17 protein-coding genes are annotated in these 20,822 nt (G+C 72.0%); 11 read left to right on the top strand and 6 right to left on the bottom strand.

What is annotated here, in order from left to right:
- The first annotated feature begins 141 nt into the window (after positions 1-141).
- Entirely contained in the window at positions 142-1,563 is a 1,422-nt protein-coding gene (locus ACIRR8_RS20610) for a hypothetical protein (RefSeq protein ID WP_404066676.1), read from the top strand.
- 160 nt (positions 1,564-1,723) lie between these two features.
- Here ACIRR8_RS20610 and ACIRR8_RS20605 read toward each other — a convergent pair whose 3' ends face one another.
- On the bottom strand, positions 1,724-2,767 hold the full coding sequence (locus ACIRR8_RS20605; protein ID WP_404066673.1) for an aldo/keto reductase: 1,044 nt from the start codon (positions 2,765-2,767) through the stop codon (positions 1,724-1,726).
- Positions 2,768-3,089: 322 nt separating this feature from the next.
- Here ACIRR8_RS20605 and ACIRR8_RS20600 point away from each other — a divergent pair, with 322 nt between their 5' ends.
- The 5 genes from ACIRR8_RS20600 to ACIRR8_RS20580 all read left to right on the top strand — a co-directional run bounded on the left by ACIRR8_RS20600 (position 3,090) and on the right by ACIRR8_RS20580 (position 9,352).
- Positions 3,090-3,932 carry a nitrilase-related carbon-nitrogen hydrolase gene (locus ACIRR8_RS20600; RefSeq protein WP_404066670.1) on the top strand — a complete coding sequence of 281 codons (843 nt, stop codon included), beginning with the start codon at positions 3,090-3,092 and terminating at the stop codon, positions 3,930-3,932.
- The gene (locus ACIRR8_RS20595; protein ID WP_404066666.1) at positions 3,929-5,212 is read left to right on the top strand and encodes an aspartate aminotransferase family protein; all 1,284 of its coding nucleotides are present in this window, start codon (positions 3,929-3,931) and stop codon (positions 5,210-5,212) included. Before ACIRR8_RS20600 ends, ACIRR8_RS20595 begins: the two co-directional genes overlap by 4 nt.
- A gap of 80 nt (positions 5,213-5,292) precedes the next feature.
- Entirely contained in the window at positions 5,293-6,693 is a 1,401-nt protein-coding gene (gene hydA / locus ACIRR8_RS20590; protein ID WP_404066664.1) for a dihydropyrimidinase, read from the top strand.
- 10 nt (positions 6,694-6,703) lie between these two features.
- Positions 6,704-7,705, top strand: a complete 1,002-nt coding sequence (locus ACIRR8_RS20585; RefSeq protein WP_404066661.1) for a TIGR03842 family LLM class F420-dependent oxidoreductase — start codon at positions 6,704-6,706, stop codon at positions 7,703-7,705.
- Between the two features lie 93 nt (positions 7,706-7,798).
- A complete protein-coding gene (locus ACIRR8_RS20580) occupies positions 7,799-9,352 on the top strand; it encodes an NCS1 family nucleobase:cation symporter-1 (protein WP_404066659.1) in 1,554 nt (517 codons plus the stop codon).
- 83 nt (positions 9,353-9,435) lie between these two features.
- Here the strand turns inward: ACIRR8_RS20580 and ACIRR8_RS20575 are convergent, their stop codons facing one another.
- Positions 9,436-10,194 (bottom strand): hypothetical protein, encoded by a 759-nt coding sequence (locus tag ACIRR8_RS20575; protein ID WP_404066656.1) that lies wholly within the window; start codon positions 10,192-10,194, stop codon positions 9,436-9,438.
- Between the two features lie 223 nt (positions 10,195-10,417).
- Here ACIRR8_RS20575 and ACIRR8_RS20570 point away from each other — a divergent pair, with 223 nt between their 5' ends.
- The 5 genes from ACIRR8_RS20570 to ACIRR8_RS20550 all read left to right on the top strand — a co-directional run bounded on the left by ACIRR8_RS20570 (position 10,418) and on the right by ACIRR8_RS20550 (position 17,204).
- Positions 10,418-10,768: a hypothetical protein gene (locus tag ACIRR8_RS20570; RefSeq protein ID WP_404066653.1), complete on the top strand. Its 351-nt coding sequence runs from the start codon at positions 10,418-10,420 to the stop codon at positions 10,766-10,768.
- 128 nt (positions 10,769-10,896) lie between these two features.
- The gene (locus ACIRR8_RS20565) at positions 10,897-12,360 is read left to right on the top strand and encodes an amidase (RefSeq protein ID WP_404066650.1); all 1,464 of its coding nucleotides are present in this window, start codon (positions 10,897-10,899) and stop codon (positions 12,358-12,360) included.
- A 129-nt stretch (positions 12,361-12,489) separates the two neighbouring features.
- Positions 12,490-14,712, top strand: a complete 2,223-nt coding sequence (locus tag ACIRR8_RS20560; RefSeq protein ID WP_404066647.1) for an NADP-dependent isocitrate dehydrogenase — start codon at positions 12,490-12,492, stop codon at positions 14,710-14,712.
- A gap of 175 nt (positions 14,713-14,887) precedes the next feature.
- A complete protein-coding gene (locus ACIRR8_RS20555) occupies positions 14,888-16,480 on the top strand; it encodes a molybdopterin-dependent oxidoreductase (RefSeq protein WP_404066644.1) in 1,593 nt (530 codons plus the stop codon).
- Positions 16,481-16,556: 76 nt separating this feature from the next.
- Positions 16,557-17,204: a fasciclin domain-containing protein gene (locus tag ACIRR8_RS20550; RefSeq protein WP_404066641.1), complete on the top strand. Its 648-nt coding sequence runs from the start codon at positions 16,557-16,559 to the stop codon at positions 17,202-17,204.
- A 48-nt stretch (positions 17,205-17,252) separates the two neighbouring features.
- Here the strand turns inward: ACIRR8_RS20550 and ACIRR8_RS20545 are convergent, their stop codons facing one another.
- From ACIRR8_RS20545 to ACIRR8_RS20530, 4 genes are all read right to left on the bottom strand, one after another.
- On the bottom strand, positions 17,253-17,633 hold the full coding sequence (locus ACIRR8_RS20545; RefSeq protein WP_404066638.1) for a hypothetical protein: 381 nt from the start codon (positions 17,631-17,633) through the stop codon (positions 17,253-17,255).
- Entirely contained in the window at positions 17,600-18,469 is an 870-nt protein-coding gene (locus tag ACIRR8_RS20540; RefSeq protein ID WP_404066635.1) for an oxygenase MpaB family protein, read from the bottom strand. The genes ACIRR8_RS20545 and ACIRR8_RS20540 overlap by 34 nt, the downstream gene beginning before the upstream one ends.
- Positions 18,470-18,501: 32 nt before the next feature.
- The gene (locus tag ACIRR8_RS20535; protein ID WP_404066632.1) at positions 18,502-19,566 is read right to left on the bottom strand and encodes a biotin/lipoate A/B protein ligase family protein; all 1,065 of its coding nucleotides are present in this window, start codon (positions 19,564-19,566) and stop codon (positions 18,502-18,504) included.
- 83 nt (positions 19,567-19,649) lie between these two features.
- Positions 19,650-20,801 carry a bifunctional 2-methylcitrate synthase/citrate synthase gene (locus ACIRR8_RS20530; protein ID WP_404066629.1) on the bottom strand — a complete coding sequence of 384 codons (1,152 nt, stop codon included), beginning with the start codon at positions 20,799-20,801 and terminating at the stop codon, positions 19,650-19,652.
- Positions 20,802-20,822: the final 21 nt, after the last annotated feature.

The raw sequence follows: 20,822 nt of genomic DNA, 5'->3' as shown, positions 1-20,822 counted from the left end.
CGAGGGGCGCACGCCGGCCGGTGCCGTGCGCCCGCCGCAGCGCGGACGAAAGCTGCGCGTAGCCGCCCCGTAACACACCTGCGGTCGAATGCCTGCGGACTGGAAGGCTCCAGTCGGCGGTCGGCGAGGGCGGCGATGGTGGTGACGGTGCATCAGCAAGCGCTGGACGTAGGCACGTTCGCGCACTACCTGCGGGAACTGACCGCACGGCTCGACCCCGGACGCGGGTGGTACGGGGTCTTCACCCGGCGCGATCCGCAGGGGATGCGGTCCTGCCTCGACGGCGTGGAGATACCGCCCTGGGACGTGGTGGAGTCGCTGCTCGCCGACCTGGCCGCGCTCCATGGCGCGTACTTCGCCGAGCAGGCGTCGGTACGGGCCGCCGCGCTGTACTCCGCCGCCGCGGCCGCGCACGACCGCCGGCCGGGAGGACGCCAGGAGCTGGTGCACCGGCTGGAGTTGATGATCCGCGAGCAGAGCCGAACGGCGGAGCGGCTGCGTGCGGCCGAGGTGGCGGGGGCGGGTCCTGCCGACTCGGAGGTGCTGGCCTGGGCCCAGGACGACCATCGTCGCGCCGCGGCCCGATGCGCGGAGCTGCGGGGGCGGCTGGCGGCGGTGACGGTTCCGCATCCGCGCGTCGGGGCGTCGGCGGAGCGAGGGGCTGTGCGGGGGGCGGCGCCGGAGCCTGTACGGGAGCCCTTGCCGGGCCTCGTACGGGAGCCGGTGCAGGACTTCGCGCCGCAGCCCGCTCCGGCGGCAGGAGGTGCGGAAGCGCTCGGACGGTCCCGGCCCCGCGGGCCCGCCGCCGGTTCCGCCCCGGCTCCCGCGCCCCGGCGGAAGAAGCCGCGTGGTGCCCGGTTCGCCGGTCTCGACGTGGACGACGAGGAGGAGACCGGGTACGCGCCCTCGGCCGTCCCCGTCCTGCCCGTGCCCGCGCCGGAGGGCGGCTCCGCTCCACGCGGCGCTCGCTTCGGCGGGGTGGCGGAGGAGGCGGAGCCGCAGTCACCCGCTTCGGCCGAGCTGCCGGATCAGGGGACGGGCGAGGCCGTGGCCGCCGCCGTCGCGCGGCTGGTCCGGCTCCGTGCGGAGGGGCGTGGCGGCGAGGCCCATGTGGTGCTCTGCGAGGTGGCGGCCTGGCCCGCGCCCCGGCTGCCGGTGCTGGCGGTCGCCCTGTACCGGGCCGGCCTCGCCGCCGACTGGACGACCCTGCTCTGGGAGGCGTCCTCGCTGCCGCCCGCCGCCTTCGCCTCGGCGGCGGGAGCGCTGGCCGCGGCGGGCCGGGAGGAGGACTGCGGGCTGCTGCTCCGGCAGGGGGTGGCCCGGCCCGCCGCCGAGGTCGCGGAAGCCGTTCTCGCGCTGGACGGCGCGGGCCGCGAGAGCGAGGCGCGGGCGCTGCTCGGCGCCTTCGTCCGCGTACGCACGCCGCAGGAGGCGGCCGAACTCGCGGGCGGTGGCGGCGACCGCGTGCTGCCCCACCTGCTGGCGGCGGCTCGCGAGGCGTCCGTGGAGCGGGAGTGGGACCTGGTCCACGCGCTACGGGTGGCGGGTGTGCCGGGGGTGTGATGCGGCGGGCGTACGGCGGCCGGGTGCCGGCGGATGACGGCCGCACCCTCCGGCCGCACGCCACGTGGGGGCCCGGCACGCCCCGGCCGCATGCCACGCGGGGCACGAGGAGCCCCGGCCGCACGCCGAGCGGAGGCCTGGCCCGCCCCCGGCCACCCGCTCAGAGCACCCCCGTCGTCGTCCGCCGGTATGTCGAGCGCCGGTCCTCGATGACCGCCCAGCGGTCCCCGTACACCGTCTCGCGTACCGCCTCGTCCCGCAGGAAGTCGTGCGGGAAGCCCAGCGGCACCCTGCTCGCCGTGTCCAGCCGGTCCACGGCGTCCGCGTCCAGCCGCACCTCCAGGCAGCCGAGGGCGTCGGTGAGCTGGTCCGGGGTGGACGGGCCGAGGATCGGGACGATGTTGCCCGGACGGCCCCGCAGCCAGGCCAGCGCCACGGCGGCCGGGCTCCAGCCACCGTCCCGGGCGATCTCGACGACGGCCCGCACGGTCTCCCGGGCACGCAGCTCCGCCTCGTCCGGCCGGCCCACCGCCTCCTCCTCCCGGCCACCGGTCAGGCGGCCCCGCGCGAGCGGGCTCCAGGCGAAGACGGCCTGGTCGAACGCGCGTGCCTGCGGGAGCAGTTCACGCTCCGGGGTCCGCTCCAGCAGGCTGTACCGCAGCTGCGACCCCGTGAAGGGCGTCCAGCCGCGGAGCTCGGCGACCGTACTGGCCTGGGCGATCTCCCAGGCGGGCCAGTCGGAGACGCCGACGTACAGCACCTTGCCGCTCCGGACCAGGTCGTCGAGCGCGCGCATGACCTCCTCGACCGGCGTGAAGTTGTCCCGGGCGTGCACCCAGAGGACGTCGAGCCGGTCGGTGCGCAGCCGCCGGAGGCTCGCCTCCACGGACTGCACCAGGTTCTTGCGGTGGTTGCCGCCGGAGTTGACGTCGCCGGGCCTGGTCGCACAGGTGTACTTGCTGGCGAGGACGAGCGCGTCGCGGCGGGCGCCCAGCAGCTCGCCCAGGACCGTCTCGGAGGTGCCGCCCGCGTAGATGTCCGCCGTGTCCAGGAAATTGCCGCCGGCCTCCAGGTAGGTGTCCAGGATCCGGCCGGAGGTCTCCCGTACGGCGGCGTGGCCGGATTCGTGGCGCCCCAGGGTCATGGCGCCCAGCGCGAGCTCGCTGACGCGCAGACCGGTCCTGCCGAAGAGTGTGCAGCGCATGAAGATCCTTTTCCGCTCGACGGCCGATGCCGGGTGACACCGGGTGGCGCCGGGTGATCCCCGAGACGCCAGCAGGCTATGAGCTGGAGCGCGCTCCAGGGCAACTCCCTCCCGGTTCCGCGTGACGCGCCGCATATGCGCGCAAGGATGCGTACCGTGGCCGGTGTGGACCGCTCGGGTGCGAAACATGATCGACTCAGCCGGTTCACGGCGATGGTCTTGCCCCGCCGGACGGAGGGGCTTACGTTCTCCATCCATGCACCGATCTACGTGCGTAGAAAACGCGTAGAGGCTCTCTGACGCCGCGTCGAAGGAGCAGCTCATGTCCCACGTCGTACGCGCCGCACTCGTCCAGGCGACCTGGACCGGCGACACCGAATCCATGATCGCCAAGCATGAGGACCATGCGCGCGAGGCCGCCCGGCAGGGGGCGAAGATCATCGGGTTCCAGGAGGTGTTCAACGCCCCCTACTTCTGCCAGGTCCAGGAGCCCGAGCACTACCGCTGGGCCGAGCCGGTCCCGGACGGGCCGACCGTCCGCCGGATGCAGGACCTGGCCCGCGAGACCGGCATGGTCATCGTCGTCCCGGTCTTCGAGGTCGAGCAGTCCGGCTTCTACTACAACACCGCCGCGGTGATCGACGCCGACGGCTCCTACCTCGGCAAGTACCGCAAGCACCACATCCCGCAGGTCAAGGGGTTCTGGGAGAAGTACTACTTCAAGCCCGGCAACATCGGCTGGCCGGTTTTCGGCACCGCCGTCGGCAAGGTCGGTGTCTACATCTGCTACGACCGGCACTTCCCCGAAGGATGGCGCCAACTCGGACTCAACGGGGCCCAGTTGGTCTACAACCCGTCCGCCACCTCGCGCGGCCTCTCCGCCCACCTCTGGCAGCTGGAACAGCCCGCCTCCGCCGTCGCCAACGAGTACTTCGTCGCCGCGATCAACCGCGTCGGCCAGGAGGAGTACGGCGACAACGACTTCTACGGCACCAGTTACTTCGTCGACCCGCGCGGCCAGTTCGTCGGAGACGTCGCCAGCGACAAGGAGGAGGAACTCGTCGTCCGCGACCTGGACTTCGGCCTTATCGAGGAGGTCCGCCAGCAGTGGGCCTTCTACCGGGACCGACGGCCCGACGCCTACGACGGGCTGGTGGAGCCGTGAGCGGACTGTACGAACGCCACCTGGCCGTCAGCCCCGAGTGGCTGGCCCTCTACTACCGCCACCCCATCGAACTCACCCACGGCGAGGGCCGGTACGTCTGGGACGCCGACGGCAACCGCTACCTCGACTTCTTCGGCGGCATCCTCACCACCATGACCGCCCACGCCCTGCCCGAGGTCACCAAGGCGGTCGCCGAACAGGCCGGGCGGATCATCCACTCCTCCACGCTCTACCTCAACCGCCCGATGGTGGAGCTGGCCGAGCGGATCGCCAACCTCTCCGGCATCCCCGACGCCCGGGTCTTCTTCACCACCTCGGGCACCGAGGCGAACGACACCGCGCTGCTGCTCGCCACCGCGTACCGCAGGTCCAACCAGATCCTCGCGATGCGCAACAGCTACCACGGCCGCTCCTTCTCCGCCGTCTCCATCACCGGCAACCACGCCTGGTCGCCCACGACGCTCTCCCCGCTCCAGACGCTGTACGTCCACGGAGGCGTCCGATCCCGTGGCCCGTACGCGGAGTTGAGCGACGAGCGGTTCATCCGGGCGTGCGTCGCCGATCTGGAGGACCTCCTCGGCCACACCCGGGAGGCCGCGGCGCTGATCGCGGAACCCATCCAGGGCGTCGGCGGCTTCACCTCGCCGCCCGACGGACTGTTCGCCGCGTTCCGCCAAGTCCTCGACCGCCACGGCATCCTGTGGATCTCCGACGAGGTGCAGACCGGCTGGGGACGGACCGGTGAGCACTTCTGGGGCTGGCAGGCCCACGCCGAGCACGGCCCGCCGGACATCCTCACCTTCGCCAAGGGCATCGGCAACGGCATGTCCATCGGCGGAGTCGTCGCCCGCGCCGACGTGATGAACTGCCTGGACGCCAACTCCATCTCCACGTTCGGCGGTTCCCCCGTCACCATGGCGGCCGGCCTCGCCAACCTCTCGTACCACCTGGAGCACGACCTCCAAGGCAACGCGCGGCGCGTCGGCGGGCTCCTCATCGAGCGACTGCGAGGGATCGCGGCCGGCTCCGACGCCGTACGCGAAGTGCGCGGCCGGGGCCTGATGATCGGCATCGAGCTGGTCAAGCCCGGTACGGACGAGGCGGATCCGGAGGCGGCCGCGGCCGTCCTGGAGGCGGCACGCGCGGGCGGGCTGCTCATCGGCAAGGGCGGGGGGCACAACACCAGCGTGCTGCGGATCGCCCCACCGCTGACACTCACGGTCGCCGAGGCGGAGGAGGGCGCGTCGGTCCTGGCCGAAGCCCTGCGCGCCGCCGGCTGACCACCGTACGAGCGCCAACCGACCTGCGTACGGGGGTCCATGTGCGTGGACCCCCGTACCGCCCCAGCGAGGAGGTACCCATGAGCCGCACCGTCATCCACGGTGGTCTGGTCATCACCGCGTCCGACGAGATCCACGCCGACGTCCTCGTCGAGGGCGGGCGCATCGCCGCACTCGCCGCCCACGGCACCGACGCCGCCGAGTCCTGGAGCGCCGACCGCAGGATCGACGCCACCGGGAAGTACGTCATCCCGGGCGGTGTCGACGCGCACACCCACATGGAGATGCCGTTCGGCGGCACGTACGCCGCCGACACCTTCGAGACCGGGACCCGCGCCGCAGCCTGGGGCGGGACCACCACCATCGTGGACTTCGCGATCCAGAGCGTGGGGAAGTCCCTGCGCGAAGGGCTGGACGCCTGGTACGCCAAGGCCGACGGCAACTGCGCCATCGACTACGCCTTCCACATGATCCTCGCCGACGTGAACCCGTCCTCGCTCAAGGAGATGGACCGGCTCGTCGCCGAAGGCGTCACCTCCTTCAAGCTGTTCATGGCGTATCCGGGCGTCTTCTACTCCGACGACGGCCAGATCCTTCGGGCGATGCAACAGGCCTCCGGCAACGGTGGGTTGATCATGATGCACGCCGAGAACGGCATCGCCATCGACGTCCTCGTCGAGCAGGCCCTCGCCGCCGGCCGCACCGACCCGCGCTACCACGGAGACGTCCGCAAGGTCGCCCTGGAGGCCGAGGCCACCCACCGCGCGATCCAGCTCGCCCGGGTCGCGGGATCGCCGCTCTACGTCGTCCACGTCTCCGCCGACGAGGCCGTGGAGGAGATCGCCGCCGCCCGCCACAAGGGGCTGCCGGTCTTCGGCGAGACCTGTCCGCAGTACCTGTTCCTCTCCACGGACAACCTCGCCGAGCCGGACTTCGAAGGCGCCAAGTACGTCTGCTCCACGCCGCTGCGCCCCAAGGAGCACCAGGAAACCCTGTGGCGAGGCCTGCGGAACAACGAACTCCAGGTCGTCTCCACGGACCACTGCCCCTTCTGCTTCTCCGGCCAGAAGGAGATGGGCCGCGGCGACTTCTCCAAGATCCCCAACGGCATGCCCGGCGTCGAGCACCGGATGGACCTGCTGCACCAGGCCGTCGTGGACGGGCACATCACCCGCCGCCGCTGGATCGAGATCGCCTGCGCCTCCCCGGCCCGGATGTTCGGCCTCTACCCGAAGAAGGGCACCATCGCCCCGGGCGCCGACGCGGACATCGTCATCTACGACCCGCACGCCGAGCAGACCCTCTCCGCCGAGACGCACCACATGGACGTCGACTACTCGGCGTACGAGGGCAAGCGGATCACCGGCCAGGTCGAGACCGTGCTCTCACGCGGCGAACTCGTCGTGGACAGACTGAAGTTCACCGGACGCGCCGGACACGGCATGTACACCCCCCGTGCCACCAGTCAGTACCTCGACTAGGAGATCCCGCATGGACTTCGGACTCGTCCTCCAGACCGACCCGCCCGCCTCCGCCGTCGTCGGCCTGATGCGCCGCGCCGAACGCAACGGCTTCCGCTACGGCTGGACCTTCGACTCGGCGGTGCTCTGGCAGGAGCCGTTCGTCATCTACAGCCGCATCCTGGAGCACACCGACCGGATGACCGTCGGCCCGATGGTCACCAACCCGGGCACCCGTACCTGGGAGGTCACCGCCTCCACCTTCGCCACCCTCAACGACATGTACGGCAACCGCACGGTCTGCGGGATCGGGCGCGGCGACTCCGCCATGCGCGTCGCGGGCCGCCGGCCCAACACGCTGGCCCGGCTCGGCGAGGCCATCGACGTCATCCGGGACCTCGCGGAGGGCCGGGAGGCGACGGTCGACGGGCAGCCGGTGCAGATCCCGTGGGTGAAGGACGGGCGGCTGCCGGTGTGGATGGCGGCGTACGGGCCCAAGGCCCTCGCGCTGGCCGGCCAGAAGGCGGACGGGTTCATCCTCCAGCTCGCGGACCCCTTCCTCACCGAGTGGATGATCAAGGCGGTCAGGGACGCGGCGTCCGACGCGGGCCGGGACCCGGACTCCGTCACCATCTGCGTCGCCGCCCCCGCCTACGTCGGCGACGACCTCGACCACGCCCGTGAGCAGTGCCGCTGGTTCGGCGGCATGGTCGGCAACCACGTCGCCGACCTGGTCGCCCGCTACGGCGAGCACTCGGGGATGGTGCCGGACGAACTGACCGCGTACATCGCGGGCCGCTCCGGCTACGACTACAGCCACCACGGCCGCACCGGCAACCCGGACACCGCCTTCGTCCCCGACGAGATCGTCGACCGCTTCTGCCTGTTGGGACCTGCCGAGGCCCATATCGAGAAGCTCCAGGCGCTGCGGGACATGGGCGTCGACCAGTTCGCCGTCTACAACATGCACGACGCGCGCGAGGCGACCATCGACGCGTACGGCTCCACGATCATCCCCGCGCTGAACGCCTGACCCGCCTGCGCCCCCCACGTCCCCATTCCACCGCCCCACGGCACCATCCACCGCCCCGCACGGCACCGCTCCCGAGCGAAGGGCTCGACCACCATGACCGCCACCGTCCCACCCACCCCGCCATCCTCCTCCCCGCAGGGCGCGATACCCGCAACGGCTACCGCCGCCGCGTCCGGCCGCGTCGAACTCGCCCACGGATACGTCCCCGACGACACCCGCTTCACCAACGACGACCTGCTCCCCGTCCCCGTGGAGCGGCGCACCTGGACGACGTACAACTTCGCGGCCCTGTGGATCGGGATGGCCCACAACATCCCGTCCTGGCTGCTCGCCTCCGGCCTGGTCGCGCTCGGCATGGACTGGAAACAGGCCGTGTTCACCATCGCGCTCGCCAACGTGATCGTGCTCGCGCCGATGCTGCTCACCGGGCACGCCGGACCCAAGTACGGCATCCCCTTCCCGGTCCTGGCCCGCGCCTCCTTCGGGCTGCGCGGCGCCAACCTGCCCGCTCTGATCCGGGCCGCCGTCGCCTGTGCCTGGTTCGGCATCCAGACCTGGATCGGCGGCGTCGGGATCTTCACGCTGCTCGGCAAGGTCTTCGGCGGCTGGGCCGGCGCCGGGGAGATCGGCGGGCAGCCGTGGACGCTCTGGCTCTGCTTCACGCTCTTCTGGGCGCTCGAACTGGCCATCATCTACCGGGGGATGGACGCCCTGCGCCGGTTCGAGAACTGGGCGGCGCCCTTCGTCCTGGTCGGGGCCGTCGCCCTGCTCGTCTGGGTCGCGGTCAAGGCGGGCGGCTTCGGTCCGCTGCTCGACCAGCCGTCCGCGCTCGGCTGGGGCGCCGACTTCTGGCCGGTCTTCTTCCCGTCCCTGATGGGCATGATCGCCTTCTGGGCCACGCTCTCCCTCAACATCCCCGACTTCACCCGCTTCGGCGCGGGCCAACGCGCGCAGATCTGGGGTCAGTCGCTGGGCCTGCCGACCACGATGACGTTCTTCGCCCTGCTCTCGGTCTTCGTCACCTCCGGCTCGCAGGCGGTGTACGGGGTCGCCATCTGGGACCCGGTCGAGCTCGTGGCCCGTACCGACAACGTCTTCGGGCTCCTCTTCGGCCTGGTCACCGTGTTGATCGCGACGATCTCCGTGAACATCGCGGCCAACGTGGTCTCACCGGCGTACGACCTGGCCAACCTCGCGCCGAAGTTCATCAGCTTCCAGGGCGGGGCGCTCATCACGGGCGTGGTCGGGGTCGTCATCATGCCGTGGAAGCTGACGGAGACGCCCGAGCTGTACATCTTCACCTGGCTGGGACTGGTCGGCGGGCTGCTCGGTACGGTGGCGGGCATCCTGATCGCGGACTACTGGATCGTCCGCCGTACGGTCCTCGACCTCGCCGACCTCTACCGGCCCGGCGGCCGCTACTGGTACCGGGCCGGCTGGAACTGGCGGGCGGTGGCGGCCTTCACCGTCGGCGGCGTCCTGGCGGTCGGCGGCTCGCACTCGGCTCCCGGCAAGGGGCCGTTCCCGGCCGACGGACTGATCCCGTTCCTCAAGCCGCTCGCCGACTACGGCTGGGCGGTCGGGCTTGCCTCTTCGCTGGTGCTGTACGTGGTGCTGACCGGGCGGGAGCGCCGGGAGCGGGCCTGATGGCGGCGGGGCCGGCCCGGTGCGGTGTGCGCGGGGCCGGCCCGGTGCCGGGTAACCGGCCGGCCCGTAACCGGGACGCGGGCTCACACCGGTTTGACGCTGCGGCCCAGCAGAGCCGTCACATCCACCGTCTCCGACGCCGCCGGAGTCCCGGCGGGCACCGGCCGGTCGAAGCCGGAGAAGTTCACGGTCCCCTCCTCCGCCCCCCGCACGGTGATCCGCACCGGGTACGGCTCGCCCTCGGTGGCGACGTCCACCGTCAGCCGCTCGGTCCCCTGCGTGCGGGTCACCGGGATGACGGGCGTGCCGTTGACCTCGGTCTCCCGGCCCTTCGTCAGCGTGCCGCGCTCGGTGGCGTCGGGGTTGTCCGTGACCAGCTCGCGGAAGGTGTCGAGATCGCACACCTCGGTCACCGTCAGCAGCCGGGGGTCGTCGGCCTTCGCCTTCATGTAGCGGCCGTCGAGGATCGCGTCGAAGGTGGCGCCGCCGATCGGGACATGGGTCTCCCAGAACGCCTTGTCCGGCTTCAGCCAGACATCGTCGGCGCGCTTCACGATCTCCACGGACCCGTCCTCGCCCATGTCGACGCCGCCCGCGCAGTTGCCCGCCCGGTCCAGCGTCAGATCGACGCTCATCCGGTCGCCGCTCCCGTCGAGACTGCCGCGCGCGCTCAGATGGAGGGAGGAGGCCCGGAGCAGCGCGTCCCGGGAACGGTCCGCGATCTGCTCGGCGCTGAGCGAGGCGATGTCATCGTCGGCCTGCGCGACCGCACCACCCGTCACGGTGAGAGCGACGACCGCCGCGCCCGTCGCCGCCTGTGCGGCCCAACGGTGTCCGCTCACGTCGCCTCCTCGAAAAGGCCCCGGTGAGGGCGTGCGAACCAGGGTGACCGGCACATTCGAGCGTACGCCGGGAGCGAGGGCGCCGCCCGGCGTGCGTACGGAGAGTGAAGTGCGGCGGTGTTTTCGGACACGGAGCGTGGGCAGAGCCGCATACGTGATCCCGCGTGGGATCACCTACGCACGCGTGGGTCCACGTACGCACGCGCACCACGGAGGAGAACCGATGAACCTGTTCACGGGGAAGCGGACCCGGTCCGTCCTGCGGTCGCTGGTCGTCGCGGCGGCGGCCACGGCGCTGGCGAGCCCGGCCACCTCGGCGACCGCCGCTCCGGCCGCGATCCCGCCCGGTCTCTCCTGCCACACCGGCAAGCACGCGGTCGACGAGTACACGGGCTACGCGCTCTGCCGCAACAACGGGAGCCAGACGCAGACGTTCTGGGTCCACCTGGTCTGCGGCTGGGCCCCGGACGTCGACGGCAACCGGGTCACGCTGCGGCCCGGTGAGTCGGGCCAGTCCACCGCGCACTGCGGGAAGATCGGCACCGGCATCGGCGAGATCCATGTCCGGCCGTAACGCCGGACGGATGCGGCGGCCGTAACGGTTGAGCGTGCCGCCTCCTCTCGTTACCCTCCAGTAAGTACGTGTGGGCAGCGGCCGGGACGACCGGTCGACCCCGCGGCCACGAGGGAGGCGGCACGCCCATGTCCTCAGCGGAGTCCACCGAGCGGACCGACCCGGCCGTACGAGCACACCTCCGGCACACCCCGCGTCCCGCCCCGGCACCCGGCCTCGCCGAGAGCGCACGCCTGCTCGCCGACTCCGCCACCACCTCCACCGCGCTCGTCGCCGACGCCCTCGCCCGGATCGAGGCCGCGCAGCCCACGCTCAACGCCTTCCGTCACCTGCGGGCCGAAGCCGCCCGCGCGGAAGCCGCCGAGGCCGACCGCAGGCTGGCGGCGGGGGAGCGGCTGCCGTTGCTCGGCGTGCCGGTCGCCGTCAAGGACGACACCGATGTGGCGGGCCTGCCCACCCACTTCGGCTGCGACGGCGACCGGCCCCCGGCCACCACGGACAGCGAGGCGGTCCGGAGGCTGCGCGCCGCCGGAGCCGTCATCGTCGGCAAGGCCAACTCCTGCGAGCTGGGCCAGTGGCCGTTCACCGAGGGCCCGGCTTTCGGCGCCACCCGCAATCCCTGGAACACCGCCCACACCCCGGGAGGCTCCTCCGGCGGATCGGCCGCCGCAGTGGCCGCGGGCCTCGTCCCCGCCGCCCTGGGATCGGACGGCGCCGGGTCCGTCCGCATCCCCGCCGCCTGGACGCACCTCGTCGGTATCAAGCCCCAGCGCGGCCGCGTCTCGGTCCACCCGCACCACGACGCCTTCCAGGGCCTCACGGTCAACGGCCCGCTCGCCCGTACGGTGGCCGACGCCGCGCTCCTGCTGGACGCGGCCGCCGGTGCACACCCCGACGACCTCCACCGCCCGCCCGCCGTCCGCGCCTTCGACGCCGCCCGCCGCGATCCGGGCCGCCTCCGGATCGCCCTCGCCTGGCGGCCCCCGCTCACCCTCACCGGCGCCGGACCCGATCCCGAGGTACGCCGGGCCGTCACCGCGCTCGCCGAGACCCTGGCCCGGCTCGGCCACCACGTCGAGGAGGACCGCCCCCGGTACGGCCTGATCGGCCTCACCTTCGTGCCCCGCGCCACCGCAGGCATCGCCGAATTCGCCGCCCGCCACCCCGAACCGGCCCTCCTGGACCCCCGCACCCGCAGCGCCCTGCGGACCGGGACGCGCCTCGGCGGCCGGGTGGTCCGGGCCGCCCGCGCCCGCGAGGTGCGCCAGCACCGCCGGATCGGCGCCCTCTTCGACACGTACGACGTCCTCCTCACCCCGACGACCGCCGCGCCCCCGCCCCGTATCGGCACCTTCGACCGGCTCAGCGCCTGGCGCACCGACGTCACCATGGCCGCCGCCTGCCCCTACGCCTGGCCGTGGAACGTGCTCGGCTGGCCCGGCATCAGCGTCCCGGCCGGCTTCACCCGCTCCGGCCTCCCCGTCGGCGCCCAGCTCCTCGGCCCCTCCCGCAGCGAGGAGCGGCTGATCGCCCTGGCCGCCCAGCTGGAGGACGACCTGCGCTGGTATGAGCACCGGCCGCCGATCTCGTAACGCGGAGTGAGGTAACGCTCACCGGACCCCGTACGGACTGTGAAGCCGTGCGGGGGCCTTGTGGAGCCACGGGCGGTGACGAGATATCTTGATGTCAAGCAATGTTGCAGACGTGGAGCGGAGCACCCGGTGACTGACTCGACCATCATCTATACGCACACCGACGAGGCCCCTGCCCTGGCGACCTACTCGTTCCTGCCCGTGATCGAGGCCTACGCCTCGACCGCAGGCGTCACGGTCGAGCGCCGTGACATCTCCCTCGCGGGCCGGATCATCGCCAGTTTCCCGGAGCGGCTGAAGGCCGAGCAGCGTATCGATGACGCACTCGCCGAGCTCGGCGAGCTGGCCAGGACGCCCGGCGCGAACATCATCAAGCTGCCGAACATCTCGGCGTCGATCCCGCAGCTCAAGGCGGCCATCGCCGAGCTCCAGGAGCAGGGCTACGCGCTTCCTGACTACCCGGACGACCCGAAGAGCGATGAGGACAAGGACGTCCGCGCCCGGTACGACAAGGTCAAGGGCAGCGCCGTGAACCCGGTGCTGCGCGAGGGCAACTCCGACCGCCGCGCCCCCGCCTCCGTCAAGAACTACGCCAAGGCCCACCCGCACCGCATGGGCGCCTGGAGCGCCGACTCGAAGACGAACGTCGCCACCATGGGCGTCGACGACTTCCGCTCCACCGAGAAGTCCGCGGTCATCGCCGAGGACGGCTCGCTCCGGATCGAGCTGCACGGCGACGACGGCACCACCACCGTGCTGCGCGAGTCCGTACCCGTCCTCAAGGGCGAGGTCGTGGACGCGGCCGTCATGCGCGTCGCCGCGCTGCGCGAGTTCTTCACCGCGCAGGTCGCCCGCGCCAAGGCCGAGGGCGTGCTGTTCTCCGTGCACCTCAAGGCCACCATGATGAAGGTCTCCGACCCGATCATCTTCGGCCACGCGGTCCGCGCCTTCTTCCCGAACACCTTCGCCAAGTACGGCGAGCAGCTCACCGCCGCCGGCCTCACCCCGAACGACGGCCTGGGCGGCATCCTCAAGGGCCTCGGCTCGCTGCCGGGCGTCGGCGCCGAGATCCAGGCGTCCTTCGAGGCCGAGCTGGCCGAGGGCCCGGCCCTCGCGATGGTCGACTCCGACAAGGGCATCACCAACCTGCACGTCCCCAGCGACGTCATCGTCGACGCCTCCATGCCGGCCATGATCCGCACCTCCGGCCACATGTGGGGCCCGGACGGCAACGAGGCCGACACCATCGCCGTCCTCCCGGACAGCAGCTACGCCGGTGTCTACCAGGTCGTCATCGACGACTGCCGCGCCAACGGCGCCTTCGACCCCGCCACCATGGGCTCGGTGCCCAACGTCGGTCTGATGGCGCAGAAGGCCGAGGAGTACGGCAGCCACGACAAGACCTTCGAGATCCCCGCCACCGGCACCGTGCGCGTCGTCGGCACGGACGGCACCGTCGTGCTGGAGCAGGCCGTCGGCGCCGGTGACATCTTCCGGATGTGCCAGACCAAGGACGCCCCGATCCAGGACTGGGTCAAGCTCGCCGTCACGCGCGCCCGCGCCACCGGCAACCCGGCGGTGTTCTGGCTGGACGGGACCCGCGCGCACGACGCCAACCTGATCGCCAAGGTGACGACGTACCTCGCCGACCACGACACGGACGGCCTGGACATCACCGTCAAGTCCCCGGTCGAGGCCACCGCCTTCTCCCTGGAGCGCATCCGCCGCGGCGAGGACACCATCTCCGTCACCGGCAACGTGCTCCGTGACTACCTGACCGACCTCTTCCCGATCCTGGAGCTCGGCACCAGCGCCAAGATGCTCTCGGTCGTCCCGCTGATGAACGGCGGCGGCCTCTTCGAGACCGGCGCCGGCGGCTCGGCCCCCAAGCACGTCCAGCAGCTCGTCAAGGAGAACTACCTCCGCTGGGACAGCCTGGGCGAGTTCCTGGCCCTCGCGGTCAGCTTCGAGCACCTGGCCACCACCACGGACAACGCGCGGGCCCAGGTCCTCGCCGACACCCTGGACCGGGCAACGGGCACGTTCCTCAACGAGGACAAGTCCCCGAGCCGTCGCCTCGGCGGTATCGACAACCGTGGCAGCCACTTCTACCTGGCCCTCTACTGGGCCCAGGAGCTGGCACAGCAGACCGACGACGCCAAGCTCGCCGAGGCGTTCGCGGCGCTCGCCAAGACGCTGGCCGAGCAGGAGGAGACCATCGTCGCCGAACTGGCCGCGGTGCAGGGCTCCCCGGCCGAGATCGGCGGCTACTACCAGCCCGACCCGGCCAAGGCCGAGGCGATCATGCGCCCGTCCGCCACGTTCAACCAGGCGATCGCGAGCCTCGCCTGACATGAGGTGAGGGCGGCCCCGTCCGCCTTCACTCCGCTCCGCCCCGGCAGGCCCCGCGCCTGCCGGGGCGGTTCGCGTTCCGCCCCACTACGCCGGTACGCGCACCCGCCGCAGGTGATCGCCTGAGTTTCACGTGATCGGGTGATCGACCAATCCGGCTGTCCCACGGCTCCGAATGACGACCGTGAGGATCACCCGGACAGCCCTGACCCGCGGAACGCTCGCAGCCCTGAGCGGGCTGCTGGCGGGCTTCGCCGCCCTGACCGTCGCAGAACTCGTCTCGGCAGCCGTCAGGCCGGAGGCGAGCCCCGTGACAGCGGTCGGCGGGGCGGCCATCGACCGGACGCCCGCCGCGGTGAAGGATTTCGCGATCCGGAACTTCGGCGAGAACGACAAGCTCGTCCTGCAACTCGGTATCGTCGTCACGCTCGCCCTCTTCGCCGTCGTCGTCGGCTTGCTGGCGCTGCGCCACCGCCGTACGGGCTCCGCCGCCGTCCTGGCCTTCGGTGTGGTGGGCGCCGCCTCGGCCGTCAGCCGCCCGGACTCCACCGGCGTCGTCGACGCACTGCCGTCGCTGGTCGGAGCCGTGGCCGGAGCCGCCCTGCTCTACGTCCTCGTCGGCAGGCTCACCCGGCCGCGCAGGATCGCTGGGGAGGAGCCGGAGGAGAACGAGAGCGGCTGGGACCGGCGCGGCTTCCTGATCGCGGCCACCGCCGCGGCCGCCGCCTCCACCGCGGCGGGTGCGGTCGGCCGGACGCTCAACGGCCGCAGCGCCCAGGACGCCGTCGCCTCCCGCGAGGCCGTCAAACTGCCCGCCCCGGCCTCACCCGCCAAGCCGATCCCGGCCGGAGCGCAGCTGCGGGTCCCCGGCCTCCCTCCGTTCACCACCCCCAACGACAAGTTCTACCGGGTCGACACCGCCCTGGTGGTCCCCAAGGTCGACGCCAACACCTGGCGGCTGCGCATCCACGGCCAAGGCGTACGCCGGGACCTGGAGTTCACCTACCAGGACCTGCTCAACCGGCCCCTGATCGAGCGCGAGATCACCCTCTGCTGCGTCTCCAACGAGGTCGGCGGCCCCTACATCGGCCACGCCCGGTGGATCGGCGTACGCCTGGCCGACCTGCTCAAGGAGGCGGGCGTCAAGCCGCCGTCCCGAGGCGGAAAGGCCGACCAGATCATCGCCCGCTCGGTCGACGGCATGACGCTCGGCACCCCCGTCGAGGACGTCATGGACGGCCGGGACGCCATGCTCGCCGTCGGCATGAACGGCGAACCGCTCCCCTTCGTCCACGGCTTCCCCGTCCGCATGCTCGTCCCCGGCCTGTACGGATACGTCTCGGCCTGCAAGTGGATCGAGGACATCGAGCTCACCACCTTCGCCGACTACGACCCGTACTGGGTGAAGCGCAAGTGGGCCCGCAAGGCCCCGATCAAGACCCAGTCCCGGATCGACACCCCCAAGCCCTTCGGGCGCCCCGAGGCCGGCACGGTCATGGTGGCCGGAGTGGCCTGGGCCCAGCACCGCGGGATCGAGAAGGTCGAGATCCGCGTCGACGACGGCCCGTGGCGCCCGGCCCAACTGGCCGAACAGGACACCGTCGACACCTGGCGCCAGTGGTCCTACCCCTGGAAGGCGGAGCCCGGCGGCCACACCCTCACCGTCCGCGCCACGGACGGCACGGGCGAGGTGCAGACCGAGAAGCGCACCAAGACCGTCCCGGACGGCGCCAGCGGCTGGCACTCGGTGGTGGTCACCGTGGACTGACATCCCGTCAACAGACCTCTTTCCCCTCAGCACTTCATCCCTTTCCCCGTACGAACGAACGATCCAGGAGAACTCCATGAACGCCCTTCGCCACCGCCGTGCAGCCGTCGCCGTCGCCGCCGCCGTGATGCTCCCCCTCACGCTGGCCGCCTGCTCCGACTCCGGCTCGGACAAGGCCTCCGACAGCTCCTCCGCCGCGGGCTCCACCCCCGAGGAGTCGAAGCCGGCCGCCGGTGACGACGCCATGACGGACAAGCCGTTCGGCCCGGCCTGTGCCGGTGTCCCGAAGGACGGCGCGGGCAGCTTCGACGGCATGGCCAAGGACCCGGTCGCCACCGCCGCGTCCAACAACCCGGCGCTCTCCACGCTCGTCGCCGCCGTGCAGAAGGCCGGCCTCGTCGACACCCTCAACAACGCCGAGAACATCACGGTGTTCGCGCCCACCAACGACGCCTTCGCCAAGATCCCGAAGGCCGACCTGGACGCGGTCCTCAACGACAAGGCCAAGCTCACCGAGATCCTCACCTACCACGTCGTGGGCCAGAAGCTCACCCCGCAGCAGCTGGAGAGCGGCACGTTCGACACGCTGCAGAAGAGCACGCTGACCACGGCCGGCTCCGGTGAGTCGTACAAGGTCAACGACAGCGCCAACGTGGTCTGCGGCAACGTGCCGACCGCCAACGCCACCGTCTACATCATCGACACGGTGCTGATGCCGAAGTAATCGGCAGCCTCGCCAGTAGTCTGCAGCCCCGCTGCGGGAGAACGGCCGTCAACCTCCACAGGCCTCCCGCAGCGGGGCTTTCGCCCTCACCGGCCGAAGACCCTCCCCAGCGCCGCCTCCTTCAACCCTCCGACCGTGGGCGGCCGGCGGCAGTGGCGTCACGAGCGGAATCTCCCAGTAGTTGACGAGCGGTTGGGCCTCGCGCAGCAGCAACGTCTCCAGGTCCGTCGGATCGGCCTGCACACCCTCGTCGGCATGGCGCACGCTCCGGCCCACCACCTTCTGGATGTCGGCGAGAGCGGGAGCCGCCTCCTCGGGGAACGCCGAACCGCCCGAGGAACGGCCCCGTTCACGTAACTCAGCTGTCCGCGCACCGGGACCGCCGCGTTCAGGGGTCAGGTGGGCGCGGGCGGCGGGGTCATCGCCCACCGGATGGTCCGGGTCAGCGCCTTCCCGGCGGGCCGTACGCAGATCTCCTCGACCCCCGGCACCCTGGGCAGCCGCAGCGGCTCGCGGGCCCACGGCGGGAGACCGGCCACGGCGTTGGCGGCGAGCACGGCGTACGGGGGACGGGCCGGCCAGGGCAGCGGCGGGTGCAGAAGGATGAAGCGGGCCGCGTCCAGGGCCTCCTGGGTGGCGCGCAGCTCGGGGCGGTAGGCGGCGATCCGGGCCGCCAGCTCCGCCCGGTCGTGCGGCGGGTCGGGGATGCCGAGGGCGTGGGCCACGGTCGCCATGTCGTGGATGTAGCCGTCGCACCCGGCGCCGTCCAACGGCCGTGCCCCGTACCGCTGGTGGGCGCGGAGAAAGCTGTCCACCTCGGCGATGTGCACCCAGCACAGGAGGTGCGGGTCGGCCGCGTGGTAGGGCTCCCCGGAGGACGCGGTCCCGCGTACTCGCTCGTGCACGGCCCGTACGCGGTCCACCGCCTCCTGCGCGTGGTCGGCCGTGCCGAACGTGGTCACCGCGAGAAACGTGCTGGTCCGCTGGAGCCGCCCCCACGGATCGCCCTTGAACCCCGAGTGGCCCGCGACGGCGGCCATGGCGAGCGGGTGCAGCGACTGGAGGAGCAGCGCGCGCAGCCCGCCGATGAACATGGACGCGTCCCCGTGCACCCGGCGCACCGGCCGGTCCGGGCCGAACCAGCGCGGGCCGGGCGTCCCGTGGATCCGGGCCCGGTTCTCCGGCCCGGAGGGACCCGCCACCCGGGAGAACAAGGCCTGGCCGAGCCGTTGCCGTACACCGGAGTCCGGCTGCGCTCTGTCCATGCCTCCCAGTATGCGGGCCCGCGGGACACCCGCTACGGCACCCGGGCCGTCCACTCCTCCGTCGCGAACTTCGTCCGTACGAGCTCCTCGGCGCGCGCCAGCTCCGCGTCCGTCACGCTGCCGTCCGTGAGGCCGTGGCGCCGGCGGAACGACTCGATCATCCGCTCGATCACCACCTGGCGCGGCAGGCCGGTCTGGCGCCGCAGCGGGTCGACGCGCTTCTTCGCCGACCGGGTGCCCTTGTCCGACATCTTCTCCTTGCCGATGCGGAGCACCTCCAGCATCTTGTCGGCGTCGATGTCGTACGCCATGGTCACGTGGTGCAGCACGGCCCCCGGCCCGCCGTCCGGCCCCACCACCCGCTTCTGCGCCGCCCCGGCGATCTTGCCGACCTCGGTGGCGATGTCGTTGAGCGGCTGGTACCAGGCCTTGATGCCCATGTCCGCGAGCGCTTCGAGGACCCAGTCGTCCAGATAGGCGTAGCTGTCGGCGAAGGAGAGCCCGGAGACCAGCGCCTGCGGGACGGCCAGCGAGTAGGTGATCGTGGAGCTCGGCTCGGCGAACATCGCCCCGCCGCCGGAGATCCGCCGCACGACGTTCACACCGTGCCGCTCCACGCCCGCCGGATCGACCTCGTTGCGCAGCGACTGGAAGCTGCCGATGATCACGGCGGGGGAGTCCCACTCCCAGACCCGCAGCGTCGGCGGCCGCACCCCCGCCGCGACCTCGGCGGTGATCACCTCGTCCAGCGCCATGTGCAGCGCCGGCGACTGGGGCGCGTCGTGGATCAGCTGCCAGTCGTAGTCGCTCCACTCCGTGGCCTGCGCCAGCGCCCGGCGTACGGCGATGGCGACACCCTCCGCGCTCAGCCCGAGCATCACCGTGGAGTCGGGCAGCGCCGCCTCGATCCGGGCCGCGAGACCCGCCGTGTCCGTGGTGGCCGGGGCGCCCTCCAGCGCCGCGTCGATGGCGAGGATCGCCTCGTCGGGTTCGAGGAAGAAGTCCCCGGCCACCCGGACGTTCCGCAGCGCCCCGCCCGCCACGTCCAGGTCCACCACGACCAGCTTGCCGCCCGGAACCTTGTACTCACCGTGCACAGCGCCGCCTCCAGCTCGGAATTCTCCGCCCGGCTCGGTGATGAGCCGGACACATCCGGCTATAACGCGCGCGGGGGCTTCGATCATCCCTCGCTCTGTGGAGGCACCGCTCGCCGGCCGGGCCCGTTGTAGACGCCGAGCGGGCGGATCAGCGCGTTGTGTGCCAGCTGCTCGCTGATGTGCGCGGTCCAGCCGGTGATCCGGCTCATCACGAAGATCGGGGTGAAGGCCGCGGTGTCGAACCCCATCAGGTGGTAGGCGAGCCCGGCCGGGTAGTCCAGGTTGGGATGGATGCCCTTGCGGCTGATCATGGCGTGGCGGAGCGCGGCGTGCAGGGTCGCCAGCCGGGTCACGTCCGGGTCGCCCGCGCGCGCCACCAGCCGGTCGGTGGCCTCCTGCATGACCGGTACGCGGGAGTCGCCGTGCCGGTAGACGCGGTGGCCGAATCCCATGATCTTCCGCCGGGCGGCGAGGGCCTCGGCCAGCCATTCCTCGGCCCGCTCCGGGCCGCCGATCTCGTTGAGCATGTGCATCACGGCCTCGTTGGCCCCGCCGTGCAGCGGCCCCTTCAGCGCGCCGATCGCCGCCGTCACCGCGCTGTACAGGTCGGAGAGGGTGGAGGTGACGACCCGGGCGGTGAACGTCGAGGCGTTGAAGCTGTGTTCGGCGTAGAGGATCAACGAGATCTCGAAGCAGCGCACCACCTCCGGGTCCGGCACGCTCCCGAAGCACATGTGGAAGAAGTTCGCCGCGTACCCGAGCGACGGATCCGGCGGTACGGGGGCGAGCCCTTGGCGCCGGCGGTGGTCGGCCGCGACCACGACCGGCAACTTGGCCAGCAGGGCGAGGGACTTGGCGTGGTGGGCGGCGGTGCTGCCGTCCTCCTCGGTCGGATCCTCCGAGCCGAAGAAGCTCACGGCCGTCCGCAACACGTCCATCGGGTGACAGGTCTCCGGCAGCCGGGCCAGCAGCTCGGCGGTGGTGCGGTCCAGCGGCCGCAGTGCGCGCTCGCGGGCGGCAAAGGCCGTCAGCTCGGTGACGCCGGGCAGCTCGCCGTACCACAGCAGGTACGCGACCTCCTCGAAGGAGCGGCGGGCGGCCAGGTCCTGGACCGGATAGCCGCGGTAGGTGAGGGAGTTGGTCTCCTGGATGACGGTGGAGATGGCGGTGGTGTCGACGGCGACCCCGGCGAGACCGCGGTGGATCTCGGGGGTGACGGGTGCGGGTGCGGGCATGGTGAACCTCCGGGCGTACGT

The sequence above is a fragment of the Streptomyces sp. NPDC101178 genome (assembly GCF_044767965.1).
Lineage (GTDB): Bacteria > Actinomycetota > Actinomycetes > Streptomycetales > Streptomycetaceae > Streptomyces.
This window is presented reverse-complemented; position numbering and strand designations above follow the sequence as displayed.

Coding starts and splice junctions, on each gene's coding strand:
- ACIRR8_RS20605 (WP_404066673.1), bottom strand. CDS start 2,767: ATGCGCTGCACACTCTTCGGCAGGACCGGTCTGCGCGTCAGCGAGCTC.
- ACIRR8_RS20600 (WP_404066670.1), top strand. CDS start 3,090: ATGTCCCACGTCGTACGCGCCGCACTCGTCCAGGCGACCTGGACCGGC.
- hydA (WP_404066664.1), top strand. CDS start 5,293: ATGAGCCGCACCGTCATCCACGGTGGTCTGGTCATCACCGCGTCCGAC.
- ACIRR8_RS20585 (WP_404066661.1), top strand. CDS start 6,704: ATGGACTTCGGACTCGTCCTCCAGACCGACCCGCCCGCCTCCGCCGTC.
- ACIRR8_RS20580 (WP_404066659.1), top strand. CDS start 7,799: ATGACCGCCACCGTCCCACCCACCCCGCCATCCTCCTCCCCGCAGGGC.
- ACIRR8_RS20570 (WP_404066653.1), top strand. CDS start 10,418: ATGAACCTGTTCACGGGGAAGCGGACCCGGTCCGTCCTGCGGTCGCTG.
- ACIRR8_RS20565 (WP_404066650.1), top strand. CDS start 10,897: ATGTCCTCAGCGGAGTCCACCGAGCGGACCGACCCGGCCGTACGAGCA.
- ACIRR8_RS20555 (WP_404066644.1), top strand. CDS start 14,888: ATGACGACCGTGAGGATCACCCGGACAGCCCTGACCCGCGGAACGCTC.
- ACIRR8_RS20550 (WP_404066641.1), top strand. CDS start 16,557: ATGAACGCCCTTCGCCACCGCCGTGCAGCCGTCGCCGTCGCCGCCGCC.
- ACIRR8_RS20540 (WP_404066635.1), bottom strand. CDS start 18,469: ATGGACAGAGCGCAGCCGGACTCCGGTGTACGGCAACGGCTCGGCCAG.
- ACIRR8_RS20530 (WP_404066629.1), bottom strand. CDS start 20,801: ATGCCCGCACCCGCACCCGTCACCCCCGAGATCCACCGCGGTCTCGCC.